This is a genomic window from Pseudomonas putida (genome assembly GCF_004357765.1).
Classification (GTDB): domain Bacteria; phylum Pseudomonadota; class Gammaproteobacteria; order Pseudomonadales; family Pseudomonadaceae; genus Aquipseudomonas; species Aquipseudomonas putida_U.
This window is the reverse complement of the sequence record NZ_SMTE01000001.1, coordinates 1-26,993: the sequence shown is the minus strand read 5'-3', so window position 1 is coordinate 26,993 and position 26,993 is coordinate 1. Positions and strand designations below refer to the sequence as shown.

Annotated in this window: 29 protein-coding genes; 17 read left to right on the top strand and 12 right to left on the bottom strand. The window is 64.5% G+C overall.

The genetic code is table 11. From position 1 onward, the window contains the following. Positions 1-8 precede the first annotated feature (8 nt). Genes madM through mdcA form a run of 9 tightly spaced genes read right to left on the bottom strand, consistent with a single transcriptional unit; the run spans position 9 to position 7,249 of the window. Entirely contained in the window at positions 9-773 is a 765-nt protein-coding gene (madM, locus tag E2H86_RS00145) for a malonate transporter subunit MadM (protein ID WP_133323865.1), read from the bottom strand. A 5-nt stretch (positions 774-778) separates the two neighbouring features. Beyond that, entirely contained in the window at positions 779-1,180 is a 402-nt protein-coding gene (gene madL / locus E2H86_RS00140) for a malonate transporter subunit MadL (RefSeq protein WP_133323864.1), read from the bottom strand. A gap of 60 nt (positions 1,181-1,240) precedes the next feature. Then, entirely contained in the window at positions 1,241-2,161 is a 921-nt protein-coding gene (gene mdcH / locus E2H86_RS00135) for a malonate decarboxylase subunit epsilon (RefSeq protein ID WP_133323863.1), read from the bottom strand. Next, a complete protein-coding gene (locus E2H86_RS00130) occupies positions 2,158-2,775 on the bottom strand; it encodes a malonate decarboxylase holo-ACP synthase (protein ID WP_133323862.1) in 618 nt (205 codons plus the stop codon). The genes mdcH and E2H86_RS00130 overlap by 4 nt, the downstream gene beginning before the upstream one ends. Position 2,776: 1 nt before the next feature. Then, positions 2,777-3,568, bottom strand: a complete 792-nt coding sequence (mdcE, locus tag E2H86_RS00125) for a biotin-independent malonate decarboxylase subunit gamma (RefSeq protein WP_133323861.1) — start codon at positions 3,566-3,568, stop codon at positions 2,777-2,779. Then, complete coding sequence (locus tag E2H86_RS00120; RefSeq protein WP_133323860.1) at positions 3,565-4,413, bottom strand: biotin-independent malonate decarboxylase subunit beta; 849 nt, start codon at positions 4,411-4,413, stop codon at positions 3,565-3,567. Before E2H86_RS00120 ends, mdcE begins: the two co-directional genes overlap by 4 nt. After that, positions 4,406-4,705, bottom strand: a complete 300-nt coding sequence (locus E2H86_RS00115) for a malonate decarboxylase subunit delta (RefSeq protein WP_133323859.1) — start codon at positions 4,703-4,705, stop codon at positions 4,406-4,408. Before E2H86_RS00115 ends, E2H86_RS00120 begins: the two co-directional genes overlap by 8 nt. A 1-nt stretch (position 4,706) precedes the next feature. Then, positions 4,707-5,558, bottom strand: coding sequence for a triphosphoribosyl-dephospho-CoA synthase (locus E2H86_RS00110; protein WP_409977276.1), 852 nt, complete (start codon positions 5,556-5,558; stop codon positions 4,707-4,709). Between the two features lie 29 nt (positions 5,559-5,587). Beyond that, positions 5,588-7,249, bottom strand: coding sequence for a malonate decarboxylase subunit alpha (mdcA, locus tag E2H86_RS00105; RefSeq protein ID WP_133323857.1), 1,662 nt, complete (start codon positions 7,247-7,249; stop codon positions 5,588-5,590). Positions 7,250-7,546: 297 nt separating this feature from the next. Between mdcA and E2H86_RS00100 the strand changes: the two genes are divergently transcribed. From E2H86_RS00100 to E2H86_RS00045, 12 genes are all read left to right on the top strand, one after another. Next, the gene (locus E2H86_RS00100; RefSeq protein ID WP_133323856.1) at positions 7,547-8,617 is read left to right on the top strand and encodes an enoyl-CoA hydratase/isomerase family protein; all 1,071 of its coding nucleotides are present in this window, start codon (positions 7,547-7,549) and stop codon (positions 8,615-8,617) included. 15 nt (positions 8,618-8,632) lie between these two features. Beyond that, positions 8,633-9,784, top strand: a complete 1,152-nt coding sequence (locus E2H86_RS00095) for an acyl-CoA dehydrogenase family protein (protein WP_133323855.1) — start codon at positions 8,633-8,635, stop codon at positions 9,782-9,784. Positions 9,785-10,335: 551 nt separating this feature from the next. Further along, entirely contained in the window at positions 10,336-11,421 is a 1,086-nt protein-coding gene (locus E2H86_RS00090) for a 3-deoxy-7-phosphoheptulonate synthase (protein WP_133323854.1), read from the top strand. Between the two features lie 33 nt (positions 11,422-11,454). Further along, entirely contained in the window at positions 11,455-11,736 is a 282-nt protein-coding gene (locus E2H86_RS00085) for a peptidylprolyl isomerase (RefSeq protein ID WP_133323853.1), read from the top strand. Positions 11,737-11,797: 61 nt separating this feature from the next. After that, positions 11,798-13,597, top strand: coding sequence for an extracellular solute-binding protein (locus tag E2H86_RS00080; protein WP_133323852.1), 1,800 nt, complete (start codon positions 11,798-11,800; stop codon positions 13,595-13,597). Further along, on the top strand, positions 13,594-14,652 hold the full coding sequence (locus E2H86_RS00075) for a microcin C ABC transporter permease YejB (RefSeq protein ID WP_133323851.1): 1,059 nt from the start codon (positions 13,594-13,596) through the stop codon (positions 14,650-14,652). Before E2H86_RS00080 ends, E2H86_RS00075 begins: the two co-directional genes overlap by 4 nt. Further along, positions 14,652-15,668 (top strand): ABC transporter permease, encoded by a 1,017-nt coding sequence (locus E2H86_RS00070; protein WP_133323850.1) that lies wholly within the window; start codon positions 14,652-14,654, stop codon positions 15,666-15,668. The genes E2H86_RS00075 and E2H86_RS00070 overlap by 1 nt, the downstream gene beginning before the upstream one ends. 63 nt (positions 15,669-15,731) lie before the next feature. Next, positions 15,732-16,502: a 3-hydroxybutyrate dehydrogenase gene (gene hbdH / locus E2H86_RS00065; protein WP_133323849.1), complete on the top strand. Its 771-nt coding sequence runs from the start codon at positions 15,732-15,734 to the stop codon at positions 16,500-16,502. A 56-nt stretch (positions 16,503-16,558) separates the two neighbouring features. After that, positions 16,559-17,038 carry a serine protease inhibitor ecotin gene (gene eco, locus E2H86_RS00060; protein ID WP_133323848.1) on the top strand — a complete coding sequence of 160 codons (480 nt, stop codon included), beginning with the start codon at positions 16,559-16,561 and terminating at the stop codon, positions 17,036-17,038. A 76-nt stretch (positions 17,039-17,114) separates the two neighbouring features. After that, the gene (locus E2H86_RS00055) at positions 17,115-19,073 is read left to right on the top strand and encodes an acetoacetate--CoA ligase (protein ID WP_133323847.1); all 1,959 of its coding nucleotides are present in this window, start codon (positions 17,115-17,117) and stop codon (positions 19,071-19,073) included. Between the two features lie 35 nt (positions 19,074-19,108). After that, positions 19,109-19,384: a peptidylprolyl isomerase gene (locus E2H86_RS00050; protein WP_133323846.1), complete on the top strand. Its 276-nt coding sequence runs from the start codon at positions 19,109-19,111 to the stop codon at positions 19,382-19,384. Between the two features lie 129 nt (positions 19,385-19,513). Continuing rightward, complete coding sequence (locus tag E2H86_RS00045) at positions 19,514-21,838, top strand: autotransporter family protein (RefSeq protein WP_133323845.1); 2,325 nt, start codon at positions 19,514-19,516, stop codon at positions 21,836-21,838. Here the strand turns inward: E2H86_RS00045 and E2H86_RS00040 are convergent. Further along, positions 21,835-22,458, bottom strand: a complete 624-nt coding sequence (locus tag E2H86_RS00040) for a LysE family translocator (RefSeq protein WP_133323844.1) — start codon at positions 22,456-22,458, stop codon at positions 21,835-21,837. The two genes, E2H86_RS00045 and E2H86_RS00040, sit on opposite strands and share 4 nt — an antisense overlap. A gap of 131 nt (positions 22,459-22,589) precedes the next feature. Here E2H86_RS00040 and E2H86_RS00035 point away from each other — a divergent pair, with 131 nt between their 5' ends. Together E2H86_RS00035 and E2H86_RS00030 are read left to right on the top strand one after the other, a co-directional pair. Beyond that, on the top strand, positions 22,590-23,414 hold the full coding sequence (locus tag E2H86_RS00035; protein WP_133323843.1) for an AraC family transcriptional regulator: 825 nt from the start codon (positions 22,590-22,592) through the stop codon (positions 23,412-23,414). A 65-nt stretch (positions 23,415-23,479) separates the two neighbouring features. After that, positions 23,480-24,094, top strand: a complete 615-nt coding sequence (locus tag E2H86_RS00030) for a LysE family translocator (RefSeq protein ID WP_133323842.1) — start codon at positions 23,480-23,482, stop codon at positions 24,092-24,094. Here the strand turns inward: E2H86_RS00030 and E2H86_RS00025 are convergent. Next, positions 24,072-24,767, bottom strand: coding sequence for a metallophosphoesterase (locus E2H86_RS00025; RefSeq protein ID WP_133323841.1), 696 nt, complete (start codon positions 24,765-24,767; stop codon positions 24,072-24,074). The two genes, E2H86_RS00030 and E2H86_RS00025, sit on opposite strands and share 23 nt — an antisense overlap. Positions 24,768-24,960: 193 nt before the next feature. Between E2H86_RS00025 and E2H86_RS00020 the strand changes: the two genes are divergently transcribed. Next, on the top strand, positions 24,961-25,701 hold the full coding sequence (locus E2H86_RS00020) for a carbon-nitrogen hydrolase family protein (protein WP_133324376.1): 741 nt from the start codon (positions 24,961-24,963) through the stop codon (positions 25,699-25,701). Further along, positions 25,701-25,943, top strand: a complete 243-nt coding sequence (locus tag E2H86_RS00015; RefSeq protein ID WP_133323840.1) for a hypothetical protein — start codon at positions 25,701-25,703, stop codon at positions 25,941-25,943. Before E2H86_RS00020 ends, E2H86_RS00015 begins: the two co-directional genes overlap by 1 nt. On the opposite strand, the gene E2H86_RS00010 is transcribed toward E2H86_RS00015, so the two are convergent. After that, entirely contained in the window at positions 25,940-26,440 is a 501-nt protein-coding gene (locus E2H86_RS00010; RefSeq protein WP_133323839.1) for a methylated-DNA--[protein]-cysteine S-methyltransferase, read from the bottom strand. The two genes, E2H86_RS00015 and E2H86_RS00010, sit on opposite strands and share 4 nt — an antisense overlap. 194 nt (positions 26,441-26,634) lie before the next feature. Here E2H86_RS00010 and E2H86_RS00005 point away from each other — a divergent pair, with 194 nt between their 5' ends. Then, a complete protein-coding gene (locus E2H86_RS00005; protein WP_133323838.1) occupies positions 26,635-26,886 on the top strand; it encodes a hypothetical protein in 252 nt (83 codons plus the stop codon). Positions 26,887-26,993 lie beyond the last annotated feature (107 nt).

The following is a 26,993-nucleotide window of genomic DNA, read 5'->3' as shown; positions in this document are numbered from 1 at the left end:
GCACTGCCTTACAGCGCAATGGCGCGCATGATGAAAAACAGCAGAGACGGCCCGAGCAGGCAACCCAGCGCAGTGTAGAACGCAGCGGTCAGGCAACCGTAGGGCACCAGCTTCGGATCGGTCGCGGCCAGGCCGCCGGCGACGCCGCTGGAAGTGCCCATCAAACCACCGAAGATCACCGCCGTGCGCGGGTTGTTGAGACCGATCATGGGTGCCACGAAGGGGGTCACCACCATCACCAGGATCGCCTTGACCAGGCCTGCGGCAATCGACAGGGCCATGACTTCGGAGCTGGCACCGATCGCCGCGCCGGTCACCGGGCCAACGATATAGGTCACCGCGCCAGCACCGATGGTGGTCAGGCTCACCGCATCGGTATAACCGAATGCCATGGCCACGCCGACACCCGCCACGAACGAAACGGCGATACCGAAGAACAACGAGATGACGCCAGATACCCCAGCGCGCTTGAGTTCGTCGATGTTGACGCCGAAGGCCGTGGCGACGATCGCGAAATCACGCAACATCGCCCCGCCCAGCAAGCCAACACCAGAGAGCAACGGGATGTCCACCAACCCCTTATGCCCACCGGTCATCACACCGCCGAAATAAGACAGCACCAGCCCCAGGAAGATGGCGATCGCCGAGCCGTGCAGACGGCCGTGGGTGAGTTTCGCGCTCAACCAGTAGGACAACCACATGGTCACGCCGATGACGGCGAAGCCGCTGATCAGACCGTAACCGTTGATCACTTTAATCATGGATTCGTACATGGCGGTCACCGTTGCGGCGTGGTCAGGGATTTGTCGGTTACCGCCTCAGGCTTCTTTTGCCCAAGGCGATCGAGCAGCGGCACCATGGCGAAGCTCGCCAAGACCGCCACGGTCCCTGCCAGAATGGCCATGGGCCCGCCAGACAGCGCACCGAGCACGTTCTGCTGTGCCGCCATGGCCACCACGATCGGGATATAGATGGCGCTCCAGAACTCCACACCCTGTTCGGCTTTACCGGTGAACAAGCCACGTTTGCTGAGGTAGCTGCCGAGGAAGATGAGCAGGAGCATGGCGATACCGACACCGCCGACGTTGGCCGGGATGCCCAGGAGCTTGCCCAGGAGCTCACCGATGAACAGGCCGAAAAGCGTACACAAGGCCAGGAAGGCCACACCGTAGATAATCATTGTTATTGTCCTCGCGTTGGGTCGAAGTTGCTTGTTGTTGTCCTTCGAAAAACACGGCAGTTATTGGCGCCGGCTCACCTCCTGACGCAGCAAGGCGTCGACGGTATCGGGCAAGGTCATTTCCAGGGCCAGGCAGCGGCCCTGTTCGAACACCGGTCGTGCCAAGCCACTGAGTACGCTGCCGGGGGGCATTTCCAGATGCAGGCGCACGCCACGCTCATAGGCGTTGCGCAACGTAGCACGCCAATCGACGACCCGTGCCATGTTGCCGGCCAGATCGTCGCGCAGGCGTAGTGGATCGAAGATCGGCCGTGCGCTGCTGCCACTGAGATACGTGATGCGCGGGCGACGCACGGTGACGCTGGCGAAGGCAGCAGCCAGTTCGGCGGCCGGGCCGTCGAGCAGCCGGCAGTGCGACGGCACACTCACCGCCAGGCGACGGGCCACACCCTGACCTCGGTGGCGAGCACGCGCTGCCACTTCGGCCATGGCGGCGTCGGCACCGGCGATCACGATCTGGTTTTCGCTGTTGAGGTTGGCAACGAAGACCTCGCCGCCAACCTCGGCCAGCAACTGTTCGACGCAGCCTAGGTCCAGGCCGTTCAAGGCGGTCATGCCATAGCCCTGCGGGTAGGCGCGCTGCATCAGCTCGCCGCGCAGCGCCACCAGGCGCACGGCATCGGTGAAATCCAAGGCCTCGGCCACCACCGCCGCCGGATAGGCACCGATGGACAAACCAGCCACATAGTCCGGGGCCGGGCTGCGCTGGATCAACTCGTTAGCCCAGGCCACTCCGGCGAGCAGCAGGCACAGCTGCACGGCACGGGTGGACTGCAAGGCCTGTTCGCTGTCCAACTCCAGCACCTGTTCGCCGAGCACGTCGCTGGCAGCTTCGAGCAAGGGCCGAGCCCCGGCAGGCAGGCGATGCAACATGCCTGCCTGCTGGGCGCCCTGGCCAGGAAAGGCGAACAGACTGCTCATGCCGCGTCCTCGCAGGCTCGCCACGGATCGGCCAGCAAGCGCGCACCGTGGGCCGACTTGAGCAAAACCCGCGAAGCACCGCTGGCCCATTCACGCAAGGCAATGGCGCCAGCCGGCGTTTCCAGTTGAACATCGATGCGACAGGGGCCGCGATCGAGAATATCCAGCAGGTCACGCGCCATGCTCCGCGCCACGAAACGTGGCGTACGCAGTACCAGGTCGAGATCACTGTCCAGGTGCAGGACCTGTTGACCGGTGGCCAGGTAATAGCCCACGCCGCCGGTCGGCCCCCAGCCCAGGCCAGTCGCATCGAGTACCGGCGTTGCGCTGGCCAGGGCCCGGAGTGCCGGCCAGGGGCTTTCCTCGCCTTGCCAGCGCAACGCTTCCGGGCCTGACTGGCACTGTATATCCATCAGCCGCATGACGACGCCCAGGCGCTGATCGCGCCCCTGCCCGCGCACGCCCACCGCCACCAGGCCCGCCGCGCACAATGCTCGGCGCACGACCACTGGCTGCCCGCTAGCCACCACCTGCCTCGCCCACTCTGGGCTGTCCTCAGGCAAATCTGCCGGGGTCATGCCCCAGAGCAGGTCGTGCGGGCGTGGCGGATTCATCTCACGCCTCCTGCCACTGCTGGCGCAGACGGGCCCGCACCTCGCGAGAGGCGCGGCGGTTCTCGCCGTCCAGGCGCGAGGTCAGGTCGGTGGAGGCGCCGATATCGCGGACCGCCTCAGCCAGGCAGGCGCGCACTTGGGCGATGTCTGCCGGGGTCGGCGACTCGGCGTCCTGGACGCTCAAGCGGCGCCACAACAGCCCCAGGGAGGCATAGCTGTCCAGGTCGTAGGCCATCGGCGCAATCTCGGCGGCAAGGGCTTCGAGTTGTTCGACGCTGCGCAAGGTGATGCGCGCTGCCGCCGCCTTGCCCATGGCGTGCACCAGCACACCGCTGTCATCCAGGGCGATCAGCCGCTGCGCCTGGTAGCCATGGGCGAGAAACGCACCCGACATCGCCTTGCCTACCAGCAGACCGATCACCGGGTGCCCGGCCAGCCGCGCCTGGGCATAGGCCTCGACCGCGCCGGCCAGTGCCTGGTGGATCCCCAACGCCTCTTCGCGACGGCCATAGGCCTGGCTGGGCACATCGATGACGGCGACGATGGCGCGTTTTTCGCCATGCCGATCCGCCGCCACGGCCTCGTTCACCGCCTTGGCCAGGCCCCAGCCCTCGAGCAATCCGACCTCGCCGGCGCGAGCCCGGGGAAAGGGGTTGTCGGCATCGGGCACCACCGCGATGAAGCGTGCCAGACGATTGTCCAGTTCCGCGTCGACCACCCGCAGCGAAGCGGGATAGCCAGGCAGGCTTTCGCCGCCAGCCAGGCCAGGGAGCCAATTGAGGGCACGGTTCATCGGGCATCTCCTTGATAGAGGGCACGCACGTCGGCGCCGTCGAGTTGGGCGACGTCGCTGCCTAGGCTGGACAAGCGTTCGAGGTACCAGTCAGGACGGCTGGCGCGGGCAGCGCTGGGCGCCTGCAACAGCTGCAGCACCTGCTCGCGCACAGCGGTCAGGTCGTCGGACACGTAGGCATCGGCCAAGCCACTGGCATGACGCTGCTCGCCGCCGGTCAGGCTCCAGATGAATGGACGGTCCTTGGCATCGTACTCGTCGATGCCCGCCTCCTGTTCGATGACCTGCGGGCCATTGAGCCCCAGGCGCGCTTCGCGGGTGACCAAAAGGTGACTGCACAGCCCGGCGGCGATGGACATGCCACCGAAACAGCCGACCGAACCTGCGATCAACCCGATCACCGGCTGGTGGCCACGCAACTGGACGATCGCCGCCTGGATCTCGGCGATCGCCGCCAGGCCAAGGTTGGCTTCCTGCAGGCGCACACCGCCGGTTTCCAGGAGCAGCACGGCGCAGGTAGGGATGCCGTTACGGTTGTCCTCGATGGCCAGCTCAAGGGCAGCGGCGATCTTGGCGCCGCCCACTTCGCCCATACTGCCCCCCTGAAAACCACCTTCGATTGCAGCCACTACTGCGTTGCGCCCGGCCAGGCGCCCCTTGGCGATGACCACGCCGTCATCGGCCTGGGGCACGATGCCTTGGCGTGGCAGCCAGGGCGACATTAGGCGGTCGAACGGACCGAGCAACTCGCGGAACGTGTCCGGATCGAGCAAGGCCTGGGCACGCTGGCGCGCGCCGAGCTCGACGAAGCTGCGGCTTTGCAGCAGACGTTCGGAATCAGTCATGGGTGATCTCCTCGAATCCTTGTTCCAAGCGTAAGCGCACCACGCCCGGAGTGGCGCCGAAGTCGTGGATATCGATCTTCACGGCCGGCAAGCTGCGGCCTTCGAACAGGCGCTGGAACAACTGCGTCCAACGGGCAGCGCTGCCGTTGACCGAAGTCACCACCTGAATGTCCAGGCTGCCGGGATTGCCCGGCTCGATCAGCACTTCGAGGTCGCCGGAACTGACGCAACCGACCAGGGTGCGGCCGCGTCCGGGTTCGGCGGCGGGGTATTTGAAGGTCAGGGTTTCCATGTCACAGGCTCCCGGCTTTGTCGAGGAACAGGCAGGCGGCCAGCAGGTCGGCAGCGCCCCCCGGAGAAGCGTTGAGTTGCAGCAACTGGGCGTCCAGCACACGCAGCAGACGACGGCCCGCCAGCGTGGCACTGCCACCTGCGCCGAGCACGTTGCGCGCGCCCTGCTGCACGGCTTGCAAACCATCGGCACCGGCCCGCCAGAGCACGCAGGTGTCGCTAAGGGCGGCCATGATCGCGAGCAAGGCATCGAGCCGTGCATGGTTTTCGCTGGCGCCATTGGCGCGGCTGCGATGCAGTTGCACCAAGCCGTGGTCGATGACCGCAGGAAACCCCTGCTGGGCCTGCTCGCGGGCGCCGCCGGCGCCATAACGCTGGCGGACCTGGCTACCATGGCTGTCGCCAGCGCTGACGTATGGGTCGGCGATCAGGGCGATTCGCCCTGCCCGCGCGGCCAGCGCCTGGGGATCGGCCTCGCTGTCCAGGGCACGGGCCGCCACCAGCAGGCCGAGCGCCCAGATCGCACCCCGATGGGTGTTGACCCCGCCGGTGGTCGCCAGCATCGCCGCTTCGCCTTCCCTGCCGATACGGCCCAGCGCGGCGCGCAGCGGCACGCCGATCGTAGCGTGGGCCTGGGCGGCTTCGGCCATTGCCCGCAGGCAGGGCCACAGTGCCAAGGCCGAGGCGTGCATCATGCTCAGGCTCATGTCGGCATGGGCGCCGCTGCCGCGCCGGTCGACCAGGCCCGGTTTGGGCGACAGATCGGCCTCGTCGATGAGGGCTTCGACTGCCAGGTCGGCCAGATGGTCGGCCAAGGCGACGTCGCTGTTCTGGGCTGACCGCTTCGCGTGCATGCCCGTTGCCACAAGGTTGAGTGCCATCATCACCAGCTCCTGAAGCGCGCAGGCGGGTTGTAGAGACCGCCGGACCATTCGACCAGATCGGCGATGCTACGCGCGGCCAGGAGCTCACGGTTGGCATCGGTGCGGCGGATGCCGAGGTCTTCTGGCAGCGCCACCAGCCCTTGCTGGCGCAGGCGCAAAGTGTCCTTGGGGTCGTGCCGCAAGCCGATGGCGGTGACGCCGGCGACAGCGGCGATCATCTGCCGGCGCTCTTCGAGGGTGCGGGCCTTGTACAGATAGGCAATGCCCTCTTCGGTCAGCAGGTGGGTGACGTCATCGCCGTAGATCATCACCGGTGCCAGAGGCATGCCCGCCTGCTTCGCCACGCCGACTGCGTCGAGGGTCTCGACGAAGGTGGGCTTGCCGCCTTCCTGGTAGGTTTCGACCATTTGCACGACCAGCTTGCGACCGCGCTCGAGCATCGTGTCGGGTACCGTCATATCCAACCAGGCTGGCGTCGCATGGCGGCGGCCACGGGGGTCATGGCCCATGTTCGGGGCGCCGCCGAAGCCAGCCAGACGTCCGCGGGTCACCGTGGAAGAATGGCCATCGCCATCGACCTGCAAGGTCGCGCCGATGAACAGGTCGACCGCGTACTGCCCAGCCAACTGGCACATCATGCGGTTGGAGCGCATCGAGCCGTCGCGACCGGTGAAGAACACGTCTGGACGCTGGGCGATGTAGTGCTCCATGCCCAGTTCGGTGCCGAAGCAGTGCACGCTTTCGACCCAACCGGTTTCGATGGCGGGAATGAGCGTCGGGTGCGGATTGAGGGTCCAGTTGCGGCAGATCTTGCCTTTGAGCCCCAGTGACTCGCCGTAGGTCGGCAGGATCAGTTCGATGGCCGCGGTGTTGAAGCCGATTCCGTGGTTGAGCGACTGCACCTGGTGTTTCTCATAGATCCCGCGGATCGCCATCATCGCCATCAGCACGTGCACCGGCTTGATGTGGCGCGGGTCTCGGGTGAACAACGGCTCGATGTAGAACGGCTGGTCGGCCACCACCACGAAATCGACCCAAGACGCCGGGATGTCCACCCGTGGCAGGTCATCCACGCGGTCTACCAGTTGGTTGACCTGGGCGATGACGATGCCGTCGCTGAACGCCGCGGGCTCCACCAGCGCCGGCGTGTCCTCGGTGCTTGGGCCGGTGTAGAGGTTGCCATCGCGGTCGGCCATGAAGCCGGCGACCAGGGTGACGTTGGGAATCAGATCCACCAGCAGGCGCGAATACAGTTCGATATAGGTGTGGATGGCGCCCACTTCGAGCAGGCCATCTTCGAGCAACTGGCCGATGCGCAGGCTCTGGGGACCAGCGAAGGAGAAATCGAGCTTGCGGGCGATGCCCCGCTCGAAGAGGTCGAGGTGTTCGGCCCGGCTCACGCTGGGCATGATCATGTGCAGATCGTGCAGACGCTCCGGGTCAGCCTTGGCCAGCGAGCGGGATAGAAAATCGGCCTGTTTCTGGTTGTTGCCTTCCAGCACCACGCGGTCGCCGGGCGCGATGAGCAACTGCAGAGCCTCGACGATGCGCTCGGTCGGCAGTACCACGCCGTCGGCGAGGTGGCTGACCTGGTCCAGGCGGCGCTGCTTTTCGGCGCGTCGCCGCGACCATTGCGGCGGTGGATTCTTGGTTGTAGTCATTGGTGACTCCACGGTTTCGCTGTCGTGGACGCACCTTAGGCCGCTGCCGATGGGGGATCAATCAAGGTGGACGGCGGTTCGTTACGCTCAGGGTAAAGGATCCGGTTGCGGCGCTTCTCCATCGCTATACATAGGGACCACTGCAGAAACTTGCTATTGTCAGCAGGAGATAAAAATGCACGATGCCCCTGCACTTTTATCCATTGTGCCAGGTAATTACGCATGCCAGGATCCCAACATCCTCCAGCGCACCTCAGACGTTACGTGGAAAACCAATAAAAAAGCAGGGAGAACGCGATGACCGCGCACGCTCACATCTCGGCAACGGATCATGTACTGGCCGAGGTACGTAACCAGATTGGCCACCTCACGCTCAACCGTCCCTCCGGCCTCAACGCCTTGACGCTAGACATGGTTCGCAGCTTGCGCCAGTACCTGGACCAATGGGCCGTGGACCCGCAGGTACGCGCCGTGGTCCTGCGTGGCGAAGGCCCCAAAGGCTTCTGCGCCGGCGGCGATATCCGCTCGCTGCACGACAGCTTCAAGGCCGGCGACAGCCTGCACGAGACCTTTTTCGTCGAAGAGTACGCCCTCGACCTGTGCATCCACCACTACCGCAAGCCGGTGCTGGTGCTGATGGACGGCTTCACCCTGGGCGGCGGCATGGGCCTGGCCCAGGGCTGCGACCTGCGTATCGTCACCGAGCGCAGCCGCCTGGCCATGCCGGAGGTCGGTATCGGCTATTTCCCGGATGTCGGCGGCAGCTATTTCCTCTCGCGTATCCCCGGTGAATTGGGCACCTACCTTGGGGTCAGCGGTAGTCAGATCCAGGCAGCCGATGCCCTGTACTGCGGACTGGCCGACTGGTACCTGCCAAGCGACAAGCTCACCGCCTTCGACCAGGGTCTGGAGCGCCTGGAGCTGGGCGATCATCCGCTCAAAGCCCTGCAGCAACTACTGGCTCGTCTGGGTTCGCAGACCTTGCCCAATGCGCCCCTGGAGGCGCTGCGTCCAGTCATCGATCACTTCTTCGCCCTGCCCGACGTGCCTTCGATCGTCGAGCAACTACGCACCGTGACCGTCGGCGACAGCCATGCCTGGGCCCTGGCCACTGCCGACTTGCTGGAAAGCCGCTCGCCGCTGGCCATGGCGGTAACCCTGGAAATGCTTCGTCGCGGCCGCCACCAGCCCCTCGAAGCCTGTTTCGCCATGGAGCTGCACCTGGACCGCCAGTGGTTCCAGCACGGCGACATCATCGAAGGCGTGCGCGCACTGATCGTCGACAAGGACAAGCAACCCCGCTGGAACCCGCCAACCCTGGCTGGCCTGGACCGCCATCGGGTGGACCAATTCTTCGAAGGCCTGTGAGCCGGGAGTACACAGATGCAAGACCTGGAACTGAGCGAAGAGCAGATCATGATCCGCGACATGGCCCGGGACTTCGCCCGTGGCGAGATCGCCCCCCATGCCCAGGCCTGGGAAAAGGCCGGCTGGATCGATGACGGCGTGGTGCGCAAGATGGGCGAACTGGGCCTGCTGGGCATGGTGGTGCCGGAAGACTTCGGCGGCAGCTACACCGACTATGTCGCCTATGCCCTGGCGGTCGAGGAAATCTCCGCCGGCTGCGGCGCCACTGGAGCAATGATGAGCATCCACAACTCGGTAGGCTGCGGCCCCCTGTTGGCCTACGGCAGCCCCGAGCAGCAAGAAGCCTGGCTGCCCCGCCTGGCCAGCGGCGAGGTGATCGGCTGTTTTTGCCTGACCGAGCCCCAGGCCGGCTCCGAAGCCCACAACCTGCGCACCCGCGCCGAATTGGTCGATGGCCATTGGGTGATCAATGGGGCCAAGCAATTCGTCAGCAACGCACGCCGGGCGGGCTTGGCCATCGTCTTCGCGGTGACCGACCCGGAGCTGGGCAAGAAGGGACTTTCGGCCTTCCTGGTGCCGACCGACAACCCAGGTTTCAAGGTTGACCGCAGCGAACACAAGATGGGCATCCGCGCTTCCGACACCTGCGCGGTGACCCTCGATGACTGCCGCATTCCCGCAGCCAACCTCCTCGGTGAGCGCGGCAAGGGCCTGGCCATCGCCCTGTCCAACCTCGAAGGCGGGCGCATCGGTATCGCCGCCCAGGCGCTGGGCATCGCCCGGGCGGCATTCGAAGCGGCACTGGCCTACTCGCGTGACCGTATCCAGTTCGGCAAACCCATCAACGAGCATCAGAGCGTCGCCAACTTGCTGGCCGACATGCAGGTCCAGGTCAACGCCGCACGCCTGTTGATCTTGCATGCGGCGCGCCTGCGCAGCGCAGGCAAGGCGTGTCTGTCCGAAGCGTCGCAGGCCAAACTGTTCGCCTCGGAAATGGCCGAGCGGGTGTGCTCGATGGCGATCCAGGTGCATGGCGGTTATGGCTACCTGGAGGATTACCCGGTCGAGCGCTATTACCGCGATGCACGCATCACCCAGATCTACGAAGGCTCGAGCGAGATCCAGCGCATGCTGATTGCCCGGGAACTCAAGCACTATCCGTTGTGAAAACGCTGCAGATAATCACGCCGATAGGATTTAACCATTGAACAGCCTGGGCTGCCTGCAGTAAGCTCAGGCCCATTCACTGGAGAGCAACATGTCGAACCTCACCTGCAACTCTGCCAACCACACCGGTCGCCCGCAGCGCCGCGTGCTGGCCGTTGCCGGTCGTAAGGCTCCCGTGAGCTTTTATTTTGGGTATTGGTTTAGCCACTAGGCGCCGCTGATACCCACACGGCGCCCACCTTCGAGGGGCCGCCGAACATGAGAATACTCAAACCCCCGGTCGGCTCCCCGACCGGGGGTTTTGCTTTTCCAGGCCTTCACAAACACCGATTCTCACCGAGGACAGATTCATGAACTACGCCACCTATTACTACGCAAGCACCTTCGCCTGGCGATTTAGCCAATCCCGCTCGGGCCAGCCTGCCGCCTCCGATCGGTCCGTCTCCGGTGGCAATGCTGCAGACAACACGCAATCAACGATCAGTCGAACACCTCGATAGGGCCGACCGAGCGGGACCGAACCCGCCGTCCGCCCAGGGAATCCAAACGCCATGCAAGCTTCCAACCTCGCCGTGCCCCTGACCCCAGCGCAAGCTGCCAATACCACCGTCAGCCAGCGTCTGCCCAGCCCACACCTGCTCAAACAGCAGATGCCGCTTTCCAACGAGCTCGCCCAGCAAGTGCAAACGCAGCGCCTGGCCATCCGCGCGATCCTCGAAGGCCGCGACCCGCGCCTGCTTGTGGTGGTTGGCCCCTGTTCTCTGCACGACCCGCGCTCAGCCCTCGAATACGCCGACCGCCTGGCCGCGCTCAGCCGTGAACTCGACGACCAACTGCTGCTGGTGATGCGCGCCTATGTCGAGAAGCCACGCACCACAGTGGGCTGGAAAGGCCTGGCCTATGACCCGCACCTGGACGGCAGCGACGACATGCACGCGGGCCTGACGCTGTCGCGGGGGCTCATGCTCAACATGATCGAGCGTGGCTTGCCGGTGGCGACCGAGCTGCTGCAACCGATGGCAGCGGGATACTTCGACGACCTGCTGGGCTGGGCGGCGATCGGTGCCCGCACCACCGAATCGCAGGTCCACCGCGAGATGGTCAGCGGCCTGGAGCTGCCGGTCGGCTTCAAGAACGGCACCGACGGCGGCGTCGGCATTGCCTGCGATGCCATGCGCAGCGCTGCCCACCCCCACCGGCATTTCGGCATGGATGCCCAAGGCCACCCGGCGATCATCGAGACGCTGGGCAACCCCGATACCCATCTGGTACTGCGCGGCGGCCACACAGGCCCCAACTACGATGCAGCGAGCATCGCCCAGGCACGCCAGGGCCTGGCCAAGGCCGGGCTGGATGCGCGGATCATGGTCGATTGCAGCCACGCCAACAGCGGCAAGGACCCTGCGCGCCAACCTGCGGTGTTCGAGGACGTGCTCGGTCAGCGCCTGGCCGGTGACCGTTCGATCGTCGGGGTGATGCTCGAAGGTCACCTGTTCGACGGTTGCCAGACACTGGGCAAAGGCCCGCTCAAATACGGCGTTTCGGTGACCGATGGCTGCCTGGGCTGGGCGTCCACCGAAGCCTTGTTGCGCGGCGCAGCCTCCAGGCTGGAGACAGCGGGCGCGCAAGTGCGCTAGGCTTGACCCTTTCAACCCAAGGAGTAGTACCCCATGGCACGCGCAACCGCCCGTCACATCCTCGTTGCCACCGAAGACAAGTGCAACGAACTCAAGGCCGAGATCGAGGCCGGTGCCGACTTCGCACAAGTCGCCAAAGAAAACTCCACCTGCCCGTCCAGCCGCCAGGGCGGTGACCTGGGTTCGTTCGGCCCGGGCCAGATGGTCAAGGAGTTCGACACCGTGGTCTTCAGTGCGCCGGTCAACACCGTGCAGGGCCCGGTCAAGACCCAGTTCGGCTACCACCTGCTGGAAGTGACCAGCCGTCAGGACTAAGTCACGACCGTTGCTGACGTCCGCTATCAGGGCGTGGGTTTTCGGGGGGGTCGGCTTGTGCATGAGCATCATCGCGCAGGCCGCCCCTAGCCATGCCCTCACCGTCTACGGCGAAGCGCCCCGCTACGCCGAACGTTTCCATCATTTCGATTACGTCAATCCCAACGCCCCCAAGGGCGGCAGTCTGCGCCGCTCGGCGCTGGAGATCGGTCAGTTCGACCACATCCTGCCCTACATCGACAAAGGGATCGGCGTCAGTGAAGTCGATGGCTGGCTGTATGCCCCACTGGCCGTACGCTCGTTCGACGAGCCTTATACCGTCTACGGGCTGATCGCCCGGCGCATGGAGCGGGGCCCCGACGATGCCTGGCTACGCTTCGAGCTCGATCCGCGCGCCACCTTCGCCGACGGCACGCCGGTGCGGGCCGAGGATGTGCGCTTCACTTATGAGCGCCTGATGAGCCAGGGCAGCCTCAGGTACCGGACCCAATTCGCCGATGTCCTCAAGGTGACCGTGGAAGGCCCGCGGCAGATACGCTTCGACTTCAGGCAACCCCACGGTCGCACCCTGGCCCTTGACCTGGCCACCCTGCCGGTACTGCCCGAGCATGACTGGCAAGACCGCGACTTCGCCAATGGCGCCGGTTTCGACAAGCCCGTCGGCAGCGGCCCCTACCGCATCGGCCGGATCGACAACGGCCGGAGCATCACCTTCGTGCGTGATCCGCAATGGTGGGCAAAGGATCTACCAGTCAATCGCGGTCGCTACAACTTCGAACGCCTGCGCATCGAGTACTTCGGCGACACCGAGGTCGCCCGCCAGGTGCTCAAGGGCGGGGGCTACGACTACAACCGCGAATTTTCCGCCACTGCCTACACCCTGGGCTACAACGGCGCGCAGCTGGATGATGGCCGCCTGCGCCGTGCTCACCTGGCGCCCGCCAAGCCGCAGCCAGCCCAAGGTTTCGTGTTCAACCTGGACCGACCGCAGTTCAAGGATCGGCGGGTTCGCCAGGCGCTGGCCATGCTCTGGGATTTCGAGTGGAGCAACCGGCAGATGATGCGCAACCTGTACATCCGCCAGCAAAGCCTGTTCTCCAATACCCCGCTGGCAGCCCGCGCGTTGCCCGACGCGGCCGAGCTCGCGCTGCTGGAGCCGCTACGCGGCAAGGTCCCCGACGAGGTCTTCAGCCAGGTGTTCAAGGCGCCAGTCACCGATGGCTCAGGCATCATCCGCGCCCAGCAGTTGCAAGCGCTGGCGCTGCTGCAACAGGCCGGCTGGCGGCCACAAGGCGATCGTCTGGTGAACGCGGCGGGCGAGCCTCTGGCGTTCACCTTCCTCAATGGCCAATCCGGCATGGAGCGCCTGCTGCTGCCGTGGAAGCGCAACCTGGCGCAGATCGGCGTCACCCTGGAGATCCGCAACGTCGATTCGGCGCAGTACGTCAACCGGCTGATGGCGCGCGACTACGACATGATCGTCACCGGCTACCCGGCCACGCTGTCACCCGGGGCCGAGCTGTACAACTACTTTGGTTCCGCGGCGGCCAACGACCCCGGCTCGAACAACTTCATGGTGCTCAAGGACCCGGCGGTGGACAGCCTGATCGACGGCCTGGTGCGCGCCGACAGCCAAGCCGACATGCTGCGCCACGCCCATGCCCTGGACCGCGTGCTGCAGTGGAACTACTACTGGATTCCCAACTATTACCCGCCGGGCACTTCGACCGTGTGGTGGAACCGCTTCGGCCTGCCCAAGGTCCAGCCGAGCTATGACGAAGGCTTGGACAGCTGGTGGGAAATCAGCCCCGAGGCATTGACCCGCGAACAGATGCACGAACGTCTCAAGGGCTCGCCATGACCGCGTACATCCTGCGTCGCCTGCTATTGATCATCCCGACCCTGCTGGCCATTCTGCTGGTCAATTTCGTCATCGTCCAGGCCGCACCCGGCGGTCCCGTCGAGCAGGCGGTTGCCCGCTTGCAGGGCATCGGCGGCGGTGCACCGGGCGCACGTCTCGAAGCCGTACACGGGCAGTCGCGGGCGACCCGCGGGTTGGACCCCAAGCTGATGGAGTCTATCAAACGCCAGTACGGTTTCGACAAGAGCGCGCCTGAACGGTTGTGGCTGATGCTCGGGCAGTATGCCCGGCTGGACTTCGGCCAGAGTTTCTTCCGTGGCGCCAAGGTCACCGACCTGATCCTCGACAAGTTGCCGGTGACCCTGTCGCTGGGCTTCTGGGCCACGCTGATCACCTACCTGGTGTCGATACCGTTGGGTATCCGCAAGGCGGTGCGCCATGGTAGCCGCTTCGATGCCTGGAGCAGCGCGTTGATCGTGGTCGGCTACGCGCTGCCCTCGTTCCTGTTCGCCCTGTTGCTGATCGTGCTGTTCGCCGGCGGTACATCGCTGAACTGGTTTCCGGTGCGCGGCCTGGTATCTGACGATTTCGACCAGTTAAGCCTGCTGGGCAAGGTCGCCGACTACTTCTGGCACCTGGTGCTGCCGGTCGGCGCCTTGGTGATCGGCGGCTTCGCCACTTTGACGCTGCTGACCAAGAACGCCTTCCTCGACGAGATCTCCCGCCAATACGTGGTTACCGCCCGGGCCAAGGGCCTGAGCGAGCGACGCGTGTTGTACAGTCATGTGCTGCGCAACGCCATGCTGCTGGTGTTGGCCGGGCTGCCCCAGGCGCTGATCACGGTATTTTTCGCAGGCTCGTTGCTGATCGAGGTGATCTTCTCGCTCGATGGCCTGGGGCGCATGAGTTACGAGGCGGCGGTATCGCGCGACTACCCGGTGGTGTTCGGTACGCTGTTCATCTTCACCCTGGCCGGTCTGCTGATCCGCCTGATCGGCGATCTTTCCTACACCGTGCTCGATCCACGCATCGACTTCGACGCGAGGGCGCACTGATGCTCTCACCGATCTCCCGACGACGCCTGCAGCGCTTCCGGCGTAACCGCCTGGGCTGGGTCTCACTGTGGCTTTTCGCCGGATTGCTGCTGCTGAGCCTCGGGGCCGAGCTGGTGGCCAACGACAAACCGCTGCTGCTGGGCTACAAAGGCGAGCTGTACGTTCCGGCGCTCAAACGCTACGACGAACAGACCTTCGGTGGGCAGTTACCCTTCCAACCGGACTACCGCAGCGCCTATGTGCGCCAGCTGATCGAAGGCCAAGGTGGCTGGATGCTCTTCGCGCCCATTCCCTTCAGTGCGGACACACCCAACTACGACCTGCAGGTACCGACCCCCAGTCCGCCGAGCGCCAGCAACTGGCTGGGCACGGATGACCAAGGCCGGGACGTACTGGCCAGGGTACTATACGGCACCCGCGTATCATTGCTGTTCGCCTTCGCCCTGACCTTCGTCAGCGTGCTGATCGGCGTGGCTGCCGGAGCCTTGCAGGGGTACCACGGCGGCTGGGTCGACCTGCTCGGGCAACGCCTGTTGGAGGTCTGGTCAGGGCTGCCGGTGCTGTACCTGCTGATCATCCTCAGCGGCTTCGTCGAGCCGGATTTCTGGTGGTTACTGGGCATCATGGCGCTGTTCTCCTGGCTGAGCCTGGTGGACGTGGTGCGCGCTGAGTTCCTGCGTGGGCGCAACCTGGAATACGTCAAGGCCGCGCGTGCCCTTGGCCTGCCCGACAGCCAGGTGATGCTGCGGCATATCCTGCCCAATGCGCTGAACGCCACGCTGACCCTGGTCCCGTTCATGCTCACCGGCGCCATCACCACGCTCACCGCACTGGACTTTCTCGGCTTCGGCATGCCGGCCGGCAGCGCCTCGCTGGGCGAATTGGTGACCCAGGGCAAACAGCACCTGGAAGCCCCCTGGCTGGGCTTCACTGCCTTCTTCGCCCTGGCGCTGATCCTCTCCCTGCTGGTGTTCATCGGCGACGCCCTACGCGAAGCCTTCGACCCACGCCGCTAGCCCGGCTCGCAGGCGAGGTCGCAAACAGCTTCTACACTAGCGACATCGAACAAGGAGCGACCCATGACCCTCAAAGGCAAGACTGCACTCGTGACCGGCTCTACCAGCGGTATCGGCCTGGGTATCGCCCAGGTATTGGCCCAGGCCGGGGCGAATATCCTGCTAAACGGCTTTGGCGACCCGGCCGAGGCCCTGGCGCGCATCCGCCAGCATGGCGTGAATGTCGTGCATCATCCCGCGGACCTGGCGGATGTCTCGCAGATCGAGGCCCTGTTCGCGCTGGCCGAACGCGAGTTCGGCGGACTCGACATCCTGGTCAACAACGCCGGCGTGCAGCACGTCGCCCCCGTCGAGCAGTTCCCGGTCGAGGCCTGGGACAAGATCATCGCACTGAACCTCTCCGCGGTTTTCCATGGCACCCGCCTGGCGCTGCCGGGGATGCGTGCACGCAACTGGGGACGGATCATCAACATCGCTTCGGTGCATGGCCTGGTCGGTTCGACCGGCAAGGCGGCTTACGTGGCGGCCAAGCATGGCGTCGTCGGGCTGACCAAGGTCGTGGGGCTGGAAACCGCCACCAGCAACGTCACCTGCAACGCCATCTGCCCCGGCTGGGTCCTGACCCCACTGGTGCAGAAGCAGATCGACGAGCGTGCTGCCAAAGGGGGTGACCCTTTGCAGGCGCAGCACGAACTGCTGGCCGAGAAACAACCCTCCCAGGCATTCGTCACACCTGAACACCTGGGCGAGCTGGTACTATTCTTGTGCAGCGAGGCTGGCAGCCAGGTTCGCGGCGCCGCCTGGAACGTCGACGGCGGCTGGTTGGCCCAGTGAAGGGCCAAGCGTGCCTGGCAGAGGCCTCGCACCCCTTTTCATAGCAAGGAGGCCCTATGCGCCTAAGCCGATTGTCCGCGATCCTGTCCCTGAGCCTGGCGAGCATCGCCCCCGTGATGGCCGCCGCCCTCAAGGATGTCGCCCCCTACCCAGAAGCGGAAAAAGGCTTTACCCGGCAGGTGATCCACTTGCCGGCACAGACCGATGAGTCTGCCTACAAGCTGGAGGTGCTGGCCGGCAAAACGCTCAAGGTCGACTGCAACCGCCAGCGGCTGGGCGGCAGTTTGCAAGAGCACACTCTGCAAGGCTGGGGCTACCCGTACTATCGTCTGGAAAATGTCAGCGGCCCGGCCAGTACCCTGATGGCCTGCCCCGATGGCAGCAAGACCGATGCCTTCGTACCCGTGATCGGTGACGGTTTCCTGCTGCGCTACAACAGCAAGTTGCCGGTGGTGGTATATGTGCCCGAAGGCGTCGAGGTGCGTTATCGGGTGTGGTCAGCGTCGAACGACGTGCAAAAAGCTACAGTGGAGTAAGGCGTTTCATCCGATGGCGTCATCACCGGCAGTCTGGCGGTGACGCTGTCACTGGCATTTCGTCAGGAGGTTCGGCATGACCGATGTGCTCTGGCGCCCCTCCACGGCGCTGATCGAGGGCTGCCGGATGGAGGCTTTCCGCCGCCGGGTCAACCTGCGCTACAACCTGCAACTGGCCGACTATGCCGCGCTGCATCGCTGGAGCATCGAACAGCGCCCGGCGTTCTGGCAGACCGTCGCCGACACTTTCCATGTCCGCTGGCACACACCGCCGACCCAGGTGCTCAACGAAGGCATGCAGATGCCCGATGCCCAATGGTTTGCCGGCAGCACGCTGAATGTCGCCGAGCACTTGCTGCAGCGCCGCGATGACCGCACTGCCATCGTCGCCCTGCGCGAGGACGGCAGCCGCAGCAGCTTCACCCATCATCAGCTTGCGGTCGAGGTCGCCGGTCTGCAGCAGGCTTTGCAGGCGGCGGGCATCGAGCCAGGCGATCGCGTGGCCGCCGTGATGCCCAATACCTGGGAAACCCTGGTCGCGATGCTCGCCTGCACCAGCCTCGGCGCGGTGTGGTCGACCTCCTCCCCCGACTTCGGTCTGCATGGCATCATCGACCGCTTTGGGCAGATCCAGCCGAAAATGCTGATCGCCTGCGCAGGCTACGACTATGCCGGCAAGCACATCGACATGGTCGAGAAGATCAACCAGGTCTGCGCCCAGTTGCCCGCTCTCGAGCAGTTGCTGGTCGTACCCTATACCCGGGCGCAGACGACAGCGGATGAGTTCACCGCACCCCGGGTCAGCCTGTGGCAGGATTTCTACCAACCTGGCGGCGAACCACGGTTCGCCTCCCTGCCCTTCGACCACCCGCTGTACATTCTGTATTCCAGCGGCACCACCGGCGTGCCCAAGTGCATCGTTCACCGCGCGGGCGGCGTGCTGCTGCAACACCTCAAGGAACACGGCCTGCACAACGACCTCAAGGCCGACGAGGTGCTGTTCTACTACACCACCTGCGGCTGGATGATGTGGAACTGGCTGGTCAGTGGCCTGGCGGTCGGCGCCACATTGCTGCTGTACGACGGCTCGCCTTTCCACCCCGGTCCCGAGCGCTTGCTCGACCTGATCGACGCCGAGGGCATTCACGTCTTCGGCACCAGCGCCAAGTACCTGGCGGCCTTGGAACAACATGGCCTGACACCAGCCAAGAGCCATGCCCTGCACAGCCTGCGCATGATCCTGTCCACCGGTTCGCCGCTGTCCCCGCACAGCTACGACTATGTCTACCGCGAAATCAAACCCGATCTGTGCCTGGCCTCGATGTCCGGCGGCACCGACATCGTCTCGTGCTTCGTGCTGGGTAACCCGACCTTGCCGGTGCGGCGCGGGCAGATCCAGTGCAAGGGCCTGGGCATGGCCGTGGAGGTGTGGAACGAGCACGGCCAGCCGATCGTCGGTGAAAAAGGCGAACTGGTGTGCACCCGCCACTTCCCGAGCATGCCCCTGGGCTTCTGGAACGACGACGATGGCAGCCGCTATCGGGAAGCCTATTTCAGCCTATTTCCAGGGGTCTGGGCGCAAGGTGATTATGCCGAGCAATGTGCCAGCGGCGGCCTGATCATCCATGGCCGCTCGGACGCGGTACTCAACCCCGGAGGCGTGCGTATCGGCACTGCGGAGATCTACCGCCAGGTGGAAAAGATCGAGCAGGTCGTGGAAAGCATCGCCATCGGCCAGCAGTGGCAGGGTGATGTGCGCGTGGTGTTGTTCGTGCGACTGCGTGAGGGCCTGCAGCTTGACGAGGCCCTGCGCCAGCGCATTCGCCAGGTGATCCGCCAGTACACTACGCCGCGCCATGTGCCGGCGGTGATTGCCCAGGTCAGCGATATCCCGCGCACCCTCAGCGGCAAGTTGGTGGAGTTGGCGGTGCGTAACGTGGTGCATGGCTTGCCGGTGAAGAATACCGACGCCCTGGCCAATCCCGAGGCCCTCGAGCAGTTCCGCGACCGCACGGAGCTGCGTGATCAGGCATAATGGCGGCCTTTTTTTGCCCGAAGCACAGGTGCCCCATGAAAGCTCAAGCCCGCCACATCCTGGTCAAGACTGCCGAGGAAGCCGAAAAGCTCAAGCAGCGCATCGCCAATGGCGAAGCCTTCGACGTGTTGGCCAAGAAGTTTTCCACCTGTCCATCGGGCAAGCGAGGCGGCGATCTGGGTGAAGTTCGTCCTGGACAGATGGTCGGCGCAATCGACCAGGTCATCTTCAAGAAGCCGCTGCGCGTGGTCCATGGGCCGATCAAGTCCAAGTTCGGCTACCACCTGGTGCAGACCTTCTACCGCGATTGATGGCCAGGAGCCACCAGTCATTATTGCTAGTTGTTGCTGTACGGCGCATTCCATATAACTCAGGCACGGCCGAAGGGCAGCCAGCCGCGCTTCACGCAGTGGCCGTCACCATGGATATGGAGACCTGCCATGCGCCGCCCTCACCGCTTTTCGCCCGTAGCAATCCCTCTTCTAGCCCTGCCATTGCTGGTCCATGCCGAAGCCCTGACGGTTTCGCCCGGTGACGACCTGGGCGCCATCTCGCAAACCCAAGCCATCGACGACTTCACCATGACCGGCGGAACGGTTCAGTCGTTGAACCAGGGCCAGGGCTACGACACCTTCGAAATGACCGACGGGCGCATCGTCGGGGCCTTCGAGGACGGTGATTTCGCCCTGTTCAAAGGTGGCCAGATCGGCCGCGTCGACCTCAAACTCGCTGACAACTACTTCGAGATGTCGCAGGATACCGCCGTGCAAACCCGCATCGACGGCAACTTGGTCAGCGGTTTTGGCAACGACACGATCATCCTGCGCGGCGGTACCATCGGCGGCAACATCAGTACCAGCGGCGGCGTGGACAAGATCACCATTGCCGGCGGCCTGTTGCAAGGGAGTGTCCTGGCAAGCGCGGGAAACGACGAGTTCACCTGGAGCGGCGGACTTATCGGCACACGGGTCGACATGGGGCTGGGCGATGACCAGGCGACCATCATGGGCCTGGGCGCCGACACCTTGACCACCGAGCTCGACGGCGGCCTGGGCAACGATACCCTGACTTTTCAGAACAGCGAGATCGACGGCGGCGCCCGCTACGTCAACTGGGAGAACATCAGCCTGGTCGACAACAGCCAACTCACCTTGGACGACACCCTGACATTGGGCGACGGTAGCGCTGAGCAACCTGGGACTGGAACCGGCTCTCTGCTTGTCGATGCCAGCAGTACGCTGATATCCCGACAGGGGACGGTCACCGCCAAGGACCCAGGGCAGATGACAACGGTGCAAAATGCCGGGACCATCGATCTCACCGCCGGCAACGATGCCCAAGGCAGGCTGACCATCAACGGCGACTACGAGGGTGTCGACGGCACGCTGAAACTCAACAGCGTGCTCGCAGGCGACGATGCCGACTCCGACCGGTTGATAGTGAGCCAAGGCACTCTCAGCGGCAGCACTGGCCTGCAGATCAGCAACCTAGGCGGCGCGGGCGCTGCTACCAGTCAGAACGGTATCCAGGTCGTCGAAGCGCGCGACGGTGCCACCAGCAGCGACTCGGCGTTCGTCCAGACCCAGACATTGTCCGCAGGGGCTTACGATTATCGCCTGTTCAAAGGCGGCGTGACCGCTGGCAGCGAGAATAGCTGGTATCTGCGCTCGACCTTGGTGGCGACCCCCGCCCCGGCTGCCGAAACGCCGGGAGAGCCGCCGGTCGAACCTCCGGTGACTCCACCTGTCGCCGCGCCGGCGCCAGGACAGGCCGAACTGCCGGCCCCGGTAGCCGGGCAAAGCGTGCCGCTGTATCGCCCGGAAGTGCCGGTTTATGCGGCCGCACCACGCGGCGCGGCGATCATCGCGCGTCAGGCACTGGGCACGTTCCACCAACGCCAGGGCGACCAGCAGTTGTTGAGCGGCCAGGGCCGGCTGCCTGCCAGCTGGGGCCAAGCCTACGGCGGCGCGCTGCGCCAGCAATGGAGCGGCACCGTAAGCCCGAGCCTGGATGGTGATGTGTACGGTTTCAAGGTCGGCCAGGATCTTTATGCCAAGGTCAGCGACGAGGGCTATCGCCAGCACCTGGGCCTGTACGTCAGTCACAGCCGGCTCGATGCGGATGTCAAAGGCTTCGCCCTGGCCGTCGAGGACCGCAGCGTCGGAGATCTGAAACTCGATGGCGACAGCGTCGGCGGTTACTGGACGCTGGTCGGGCCCCAGGGCTGGTACGTCGATGGCGTGCTGCAGTACACCAAGCTCGATGGCCGCGCCCGCTCGGAGCGAGGCGACAAACTGAACATCGACGGCCACGCCTGGACCGGATCGCTGGAATCAGGCTACCCCATCCGCGTTGCCGAACGCTGGACCATAGAACCACAGGCGCAATTGATCGCCCAGAAGGTCTCGCTGGACAGCGCCAACGACAGTGTTTCGCGCATCAGCCATGACGCCCAGGTCGAACTCACCGGGCGACTCGGTGTGCGCCTGGAAGGCGCGTTCACCGGTAGCAGCGGGCGCCTGTTGCAACCCTATGCCCAGGTCAACCTGTGGCACGGTGACGGCGGTCGGGACACGCTGACCTTCGATGACGTGGATAAGATCAAGACCGACTACCGCTACACTGCGGTACAACTGGAAACCGGCCTGGTGGCCCAGATCAACGAGGCCTTGAGCCTGCATGGCGGGGTGCAGTACACGAGCAACCTGGACAGCCGCGAGCAGGAAGCCAGCGGCGTCAACCTGGGCTTGCGCTGGCAGTTCTAGCGGCGCGCCGCCAACAGGCCAAGACCGGCACAACCGAGCAACGATGCACTCACCCGGTTGAATAGCCGGCGCGGCCTGGGTTGGTTGAACCAACGTTGCAGGTACGCTCCCAACCCGGCGTAGATGGCAATGGCCGACCACTCCAGCAACAGGAACAACACACCTAGCCAGAGAAACTGCTGGCTCACCGGGGTGCTGCTATTCACCGAGACGAACTGCGGCAGGAAGGCCGTGAAGATGAGAATCGCCTTGGGGTTGCCAGCGGCTACCCAGAATTCCTGGCGCGCCAGGCGCCAGGTACCCCGTGGCTGATCGTCGGCCTGGGTCACCTCGCCCACCGGCGCCCGCCACAGCTGCCAGGCGATGTAGAACAGGTAGGCTGCGCCGATCAGCTTGATCGCCAGGAACAGGTATTCACTGGTATGCAGCACCACCGCCAAGCCCATCGCCGCCAGGGTGATCATGCCGGCGAAGGCCAGCAGTCGTCCGCCCCCAGCCAGGCAGGCGGTGCGCAGGCCAAAGCGGCTGGCGTTGTGCAGCGACAGCAGATTGTTCGGACCCGGCGCCATGTTCAGGGCGAAACAGGCGGGGATGAATAGCAGCAGGCTCGACAGGTCCATTTCGTTCTCCTTGCGACAGAGGGCTACTGTCGGCGGCCAGCGGACGATGGGTCAAGGTACAGCTGACGGGAAAATCTGTACGGGCAGACCGCCTACGCTGCTAAGCTGACGGCCTGAACGAGGAACCATCGATGTCTCGTAACGAGCTCTGGCGCGACCCAGCGCTGCCTTTCGTGGAGAGCCGCCGCGCCTGCCACAGCCGGGCCTGCTACAAGGCCCATAGTCACCCGACCTTCTCCATCGGTGCAGTGGATGCCGGTTACAGCCGATTCAGCGGCGCCGAAGGCGGCCAGCAACGCCTCACTCCCGGCACCCTGGTGTTGGTGCCTGCGCAGCGGGTACATGCCTGCAATCCCGAGCCAGGGCAAGCCTGGAGCTATCAGATGCTGCATGTGCGTGCCGATTGGCTGGCGCAACTGCGCCTGGAAGCCGGCTTGGCCTGTGCCGCACCCGGCGCACCGGCGCGGATCAGTCATTGCCCGCAGTTGTACCGGCAGTTCTGCGAACTCAACGATGTACTGTTTTCGAGCGCGGCCATACTGGAAAAGGAGGCGGCGCTGGTGGCCTTTCTCGGCGATCACGCTTTTACCGAACAACCGACCCTTGAAGCCGCGCCAGTCCCAGCGCTGGCCCCGGCGACACTGCATGCAGTGATTACTCGGATCGACGCCGAAGGGGCTGCCCAACTCAGCCTGGGCGTGCTCGCCCAAGCCGCCGGCATGGGCCGTTACCAACTGATTCGGGCGTTCCGAGCTGCCACTGGCTTGACCCCACATGCCTACCTGCTCAATGCCCGGATCAACCAGGGCCGGGAGTTGCTCGGCCAAGGCGTGGCACTGGCCGATGTGGCTTATCGGTTGGGGTTCGCCGACCAGGCGCATTTCCAGCGGGCGTTCAAGGCGCACGTTGGCATGACCCCAGGACGCTACCGCCAGGCTCATGGGCCGGTGCAATAATCTTCAATACGGTCAGCTCTGTCGCTTGCAGACTGCGCGTTCTTCCACCCGAGAAAGCCAGTTCCATGGAGCAGTTCCTGATCGTCGCCCTTGCCCACTTCCTCGCTCTGCTGTCACCCGGCCCGGATTTCTTCCTGGTCGCGCGCACCTCGATCAACGCCGGATGGCGGGCTGCCGGCGGTGTCTGCATAGGCATCGCCCTGGCCAATGGCCTGTTCATCACCCTCGCTTTCGCCGGTCTATCGGTGTTACGCGAAGGCAGTGGGTCGTTCATCGCCCTGCAACTGGTGGGGGCTACCTACCTGCTGTATATCGGCGGCTTGTTCCTGCGCCACGCCGGCCAATCCAACCTCTGCGTCAGCGGGGGAAACGCCACCAGCAGCAGCGCTTGGCGCAACCTGGGAATGGGCTTTGCCTCAGGGGCACTGAATCCGAAGAACGCGTTGTTCTATGCCAGCCTGGCGAGCATGGTGGCCAGCAGCAGCCTTGGCTGGAAACTGGTTTACGCAGGCTGGATGTTCGGCGTCGTGCTGGTATGGGACTTGGTGGTAGCGCTGGCGATCGGCAACAAACGTGTGCTGCGCCGCTTTTCCCGAGCCCTGCCCTGGCTGGAGCGCACATGCGGGGCCATGTTGATCGTGCTGGCCACGGCGCTGATCATGCGTCTGGCGTGGGGCTGATAACACTGAGGGTGGCCAACTCCATCAGGCTGAAATAGCCGTTGGCCCATCCGCCGGTGTCCAGGTGCCAGACATTGCCCAGGCATTTGGCGCGTCGGACCGGGGTGTGGCCGACCAGTAACGCGCGCAGGCCTGCCACCGGCTCGCTGTCGTCCTCCTTGAGCCGGCGCCTGGACCACTGGCACACCTCGATCACCTGCGGGTCGACCTCGGTCTGCAGACTGCTACGCAAGGTAGCCCAGTCGGCGAAGGGGCTGTCGGCATGCAGCAGACCGACCAGCCCGGCTTCGGTGCCTACCTCCATGCCAATCGGCAGTCCCGCGAATGCTTCGACATAGCGCTGCTGCTGCGCCACCGGCATGTCGATGAACCAACTGCCGCCTGCAGCACGGTACATGTCCAACTCCAGGCGACCGCCACGCAGCAAAGTGATCGCCAGCGACTCGTGGTTGCCCTGCACGGCATGGAACCAAGGCCGTGCGAGCCATTCCAAGGCCTCTTCGCTGTGAGGGCCGCGGTCGACCAGATCGCCCACGCTGAACAGGCGATCGACCGCCGGGTCGAAGTCCACCGCCTCCAGGCTCTGCTCCAGGCGGCGGAAATGGCCGTGGATATCGCCCACGGCCAGGTCGCGCCCCAGGGTGTTGGCCTTCAGTTGCCGAAAGCGGCTCATTACGCTGTTCCTCTGCTGTCGCGCCATGCGCAGGACCGTGCCTGCCTGGATGCCCCCTGCACTTCGAGAAGCGCAGGCGGGTGGCTGATTCCCTCAGCGTACCGCGCCTTCATCGACTTGACATCCGTGCTGGTACTGGCAAAGCCAGCGGTAGTATGCTCGATGTTTGAGCGGACCAGGGATGGGCACCACCATGAAGCTATGCGCCGTGCAATTGGCTGCCTACAAGGGCGATCTGCAGCGTAATCTCGAGCGCCACCTGTATTGCATCGACCAGGCAGCCGCACAGGGCGCAGGGCTGGTGGTCTTCCCCGAACTGTCATTGACGGGTTATGAGCCGGCACTGGCGCGCCAGGTGGCATTGCCGTTGAATTCGTCCAGACTCGACCCGTTGCAGGCCGCTTGCGACCGCCATGGCATCACGGTGGCGGTGGGCTTGCCCTTGCCGACCCCCGACGGTATCCGTATCGGCATGCCGATTCTCGGTCCTGGTGCACCACGCCTGGAGTACGCCAAGCAACGCCTGCATGCCGACGAATTGCCATTCTTCAGTGCGGCGAACCAGCCGGTGGTATTCGCGGCAGGCATGCACCGCATCGCACCGGCCATCTGTTACGAGTCGATGTTCATCGAGCATGCTGCCCAGGCCCAGGCCCTGGGCGCGGATATCTATCTGGTGAGCGTGGCCAAGACTGCGAAAGGCCTGCGCGAGGGCTACGAGCACTACCCCGAGGTCGCACGCACCCTGGGCATGAGCGTGCTCATGGCCAACTGCGTGGGCGCCTCCGATTGCTTCATCGGTGCCGGCGGTTCGGCAGCCTGGGATAGCCATGGCCGCATGCTGGCGGCATTGGATGAACATAGCCAGGGACTGGTGCTGCTGGATACGGTCAGTGCAACTGCGAGCACCCTGCCACTGGACGGTTTGTACTGATGAAATATCTGCTCCTGGTCTTGGCCAGTTATGCCTCGACCTACTACCTCGTTGGCTTGTTGATCAGGGGGCAGCTCGCTGACATCGCCGAAGGCCTGCGTCATCGTCCCGATGCCCCACCACCTGGACAGTATCTGCGCGAGGTGAAACCCCATGCGCAGCGTGCCCATCGACACTACACGTTGATGGCCGGTTCGCTACTCGCGATGGTGATTTGCCTGATTGCAACCTGGCTCAGCTAGAACGCCAACGCCAGGCTTTGCCGCCCCTCCAGCGCCAACAGATACTGCTTGGCCGGCAAGCCACCGGCAAAGCCAGTCAGCCCGCCGCTGGCACCGATCACCCGATGGCAGGGGGCAATGATCGAAATCGGGTTACGGCCATTGGCGGCGCCCACCGCCCGCACGGCGCTAGGGTTACCGATCTGGCGAGCGATGTCGCTGTAGCTGCGGGTTTCGCCAAAAGGAATGGTCAACAGCGCTGCCCACACTCGACGCTGGAAGGCAGTACCTGCGAAGTCCAGTGGCAGGTCGAAACGCTGGCGACCGCCGGCGAAGTATTCGCCTAGCTGACGAGCGGTCTGCAGCAGTACCGGGTGGCCGTCATCGCGGTACAGATCGCCCAAACGAACCCGGTTTTCCCGCTCGTCTTCCCACAGCACCGCCGCCAGGCAATCGCCACGGGCCACCAGGGTCAGCATGCCGACCGGCGATTGCATCAATGAATAGGCGCTGGGCATGGACAGGCTCCTGCGAAAATCAACGGTGTCGGCAACTGTACCGATGCACCTGGCGCAGTGCATCCGCTTTCTTGCGCGACCAATTGGTGTCCGTTTTATCCGGTGTGCCCGCAATCGATTGCTTGCATGAGCGAACTTGCTGGGTGTCCATAGTCCGGCTAATACTAAAGTCTCTGCCTGGGGAGGCACGAAACATGCAATCGAGATTTGTTATCGTTCCAGCGGTCCCGGTCGAAAAGGAGTCGTTCCGCATGGGTAGCCGGTACTACGCGGCGACCGTAGGGGGTGGCTTCGACATCTACGACAATCTCGCCAAGGAGCGCTTGAAACCCAGTTATCCGAGCAAGGCCGAGGCCGAGCAGCACTGTCTGCGCATGAATGCCGAAGCTCCGGCGCCCGACGACGGGGGGCAGATTTCGCTCAAGGCGGCGTTTCCAGGGAGTTGATGACATCGATTGGGTATGGGCGAAGGGTTAGTTCTTCACGGATTGTCGGGGAGCTTGGCTTGGCTTGGCTTGGCATCTAGATCGTGAGCTGATCCATTGTGTGTAGT

What these genes read in the sequence shown, in the direction of transcription:
- E2H86_RS00020 (WP_133324376.1), top strand. Translation starts at nt 24,961, where the DNA reads ATGAAGCTATGCGCCGTGCAATTGGCTGCCTACAAGGGCGATCTGCAG.
- mdcE (WP_133323861.1), bottom strand. Translation starts at nt 3,568, where the DNA reads ATGAACCGTGCCCTCAATTGGCTCCCTGGCCTGGCTGGCGGCGAAAGC.
- E2H86_RS00120 (WP_133323860.1), bottom strand. Translation starts at nt 4,413, where the DNA reads ATGACTGATTCCGAACGTCTGCTGCAAAGCCGCAGCTTCGTCGAGCTC.
- E2H86_RS00035 (WP_133323843.1), top strand. Translation starts at nt 22,590, where the DNA reads ATGTCTCGTAACGAGCTCTGGCGCGACCCAGCGCTGCCTTTCGTGGAG.
- mdcA (WP_133323857.1), bottom strand. Translation starts at nt 7,249, where the DNA reads ATGACTACAACCAAGAATCCACCGCCGCAATGGTCGCGGCGACGCGCC.
- E2H86_RS00130 (WP_133323862.1), bottom strand. Translation starts at nt 2,775, where the DNA reads ATGAATCCGCCACGCCCGCACGACCTGCTCTGGGGCATGACCCCGGCA.
- E2H86_RS00055 (WP_133323847.1), top strand. Translation starts at nt 17,115, where the DNA reads ATGACCGATGTGCTCTGGCGCCCCTCCACGGCGCTGATCGAGGGCTGC.
- madM (WP_133323865.1), bottom strand. Translation starts at nt 773, where the DNA reads ATGTACGAATCCATGATTAAAGTGATCAACGGTTACGGTCTGATCAGC.
- E2H86_RS00015 (WP_133323840.1), top strand. Translation starts at nt 25,701, where the DNA reads ATGAAATATCTGCTCCTGGTCTTGGCCAGTTATGCCTCGACCTACTAC.
- E2H86_RS00090 (WP_133323854.1), top strand. Translation starts at nt 10,336, where the DNA reads ATGCAAGCTTCCAACCTCGCCGTGCCCCTGACCCCAGCGCAAGCTGCC.
- madL (WP_133323864.1), bottom strand. Translation starts at nt 1,180, where the DNA reads ATGATTATCTACGGTGTGGCCTTCCTGGCCTTGTGTACGCTTTTCGGC.
- hbdH (WP_133323849.1), top strand. Translation starts at nt 15,732, where the DNA reads ATGACCCTCAAAGGCAAGACTGCACTCGTGACCGGCTCTACCAGCGGT.
- E2H86_RS00045 (WP_133323845.1), top strand. Translation starts at nt 19,514, where the DNA reads ATGCGCCGCCCTCACCGCTTTTCGCCCGTAGCAATCCCTCTTCTAGCC.
- E2H86_RS00100 (WP_133323856.1), top strand. Translation starts at nt 7,547, where the DNA reads ATGACCGCGCACGCTCACATCTCGGCAACGGATCATGTACTGGCCGAG.
- E2H86_RS00070 (WP_133323850.1), top strand. Translation starts at nt 14,652, where the DNA reads ATGCTCTCACCGATCTCCCGACGACGCCTGCAGCGCTTCCGGCGTAAC.
- E2H86_RS00075 (WP_133323851.1), top strand. Translation starts at nt 13,594, where the DNA reads ATGACCGCGTACATCCTGCGTCGCCTGCTATTGATCATCCCGACCCTG.
- E2H86_RS00085 (WP_133323853.1), top strand. Translation starts at nt 11,455, where the DNA reads ATGGCACGCGCAACCGCCCGTCACATCCTCGTTGCCACCGAAGACAAG.
- E2H86_RS00050 (WP_133323846.1), top strand. Translation starts at nt 19,109, where the DNA reads ATGAAAGCTCAAGCCCGCCACATCCTGGTCAAGACTGCCGAGGAAGCC.
- mdcH (WP_133323863.1), bottom strand. Translation starts at nt 2,161, where the DNA reads ATGAGCAGTCTGTTCGCCTTTCCTGGCCAGGGCGCCCAGCAGGCAGGC.
- E2H86_RS00110 (WP_409977276.1), bottom strand. Translation starts at nt 5,558, where the DNA reads ATGCACGCGAAGCGGTCAGCCCAGAACAGCGACGTCGCCTTGGCCGAC.
- E2H86_RS00040 (WP_133323844.1), bottom strand. Translation starts at nt 22,458, where the DNA reads ATGGACCTGTCGAGCCTGCTGCTATTCATCCCCGCCTGTTTCGCCCTG.
- E2H86_RS00005 (WP_133323838.1), top strand. Translation starts at nt 26,635, where the DNA reads ATGCAATCGAGATTTGTTATCGTTCCAGCGGTCCCGGTCGAAAAGGAG.
- eco (WP_133323848.1), top strand. Translation starts at nt 16,559, where the DNA reads ATGCGCCTAAGCCGATTGTCCGCGATCCTGTCCCTGAGCCTGGCGAGC.
- E2H86_RS00080 (WP_133323852.1), top strand. Translation starts at nt 11,798, where the DNA reads ATGAGCATCATCGCGCAGGCCGCCCCTAGCCATGCCCTCACCGTCTAC.
- E2H86_RS00115 (WP_133323859.1), bottom strand. Translation starts at nt 4,705, where the DNA reads ATGGAAACCCTGACCTTCAAATACCCCGCCGCCGAACCCGGACGCGGC.
- E2H86_RS00025 (WP_133323841.1), bottom strand. Translation starts at nt 24,767, where the DNA reads ATGAGCCGCTTTCGGCAACTGAAGGCCAACACCCTGGGGCGCGACCTG.
- E2H86_RS00095 (WP_133323855.1), top strand. Translation starts at nt 8,633, where the DNA reads ATGCAAGACCTGGAACTGAGCGAAGAGCAGATCATGATCCGCGACATG.
- E2H86_RS00030 (WP_133323842.1), top strand. Translation starts at nt 23,480, where the DNA reads ATGGAGCAGTTCCTGATCGTCGCCCTTGCCCACTTCCTCGCTCTGCTG.
- E2H86_RS00010 (WP_133323839.1), bottom strand. Translation starts at nt 26,440, where the DNA reads ATGCCCAGCGCCTATTCATTGATGCAATCGCCGGTCGGCATGCTGACC.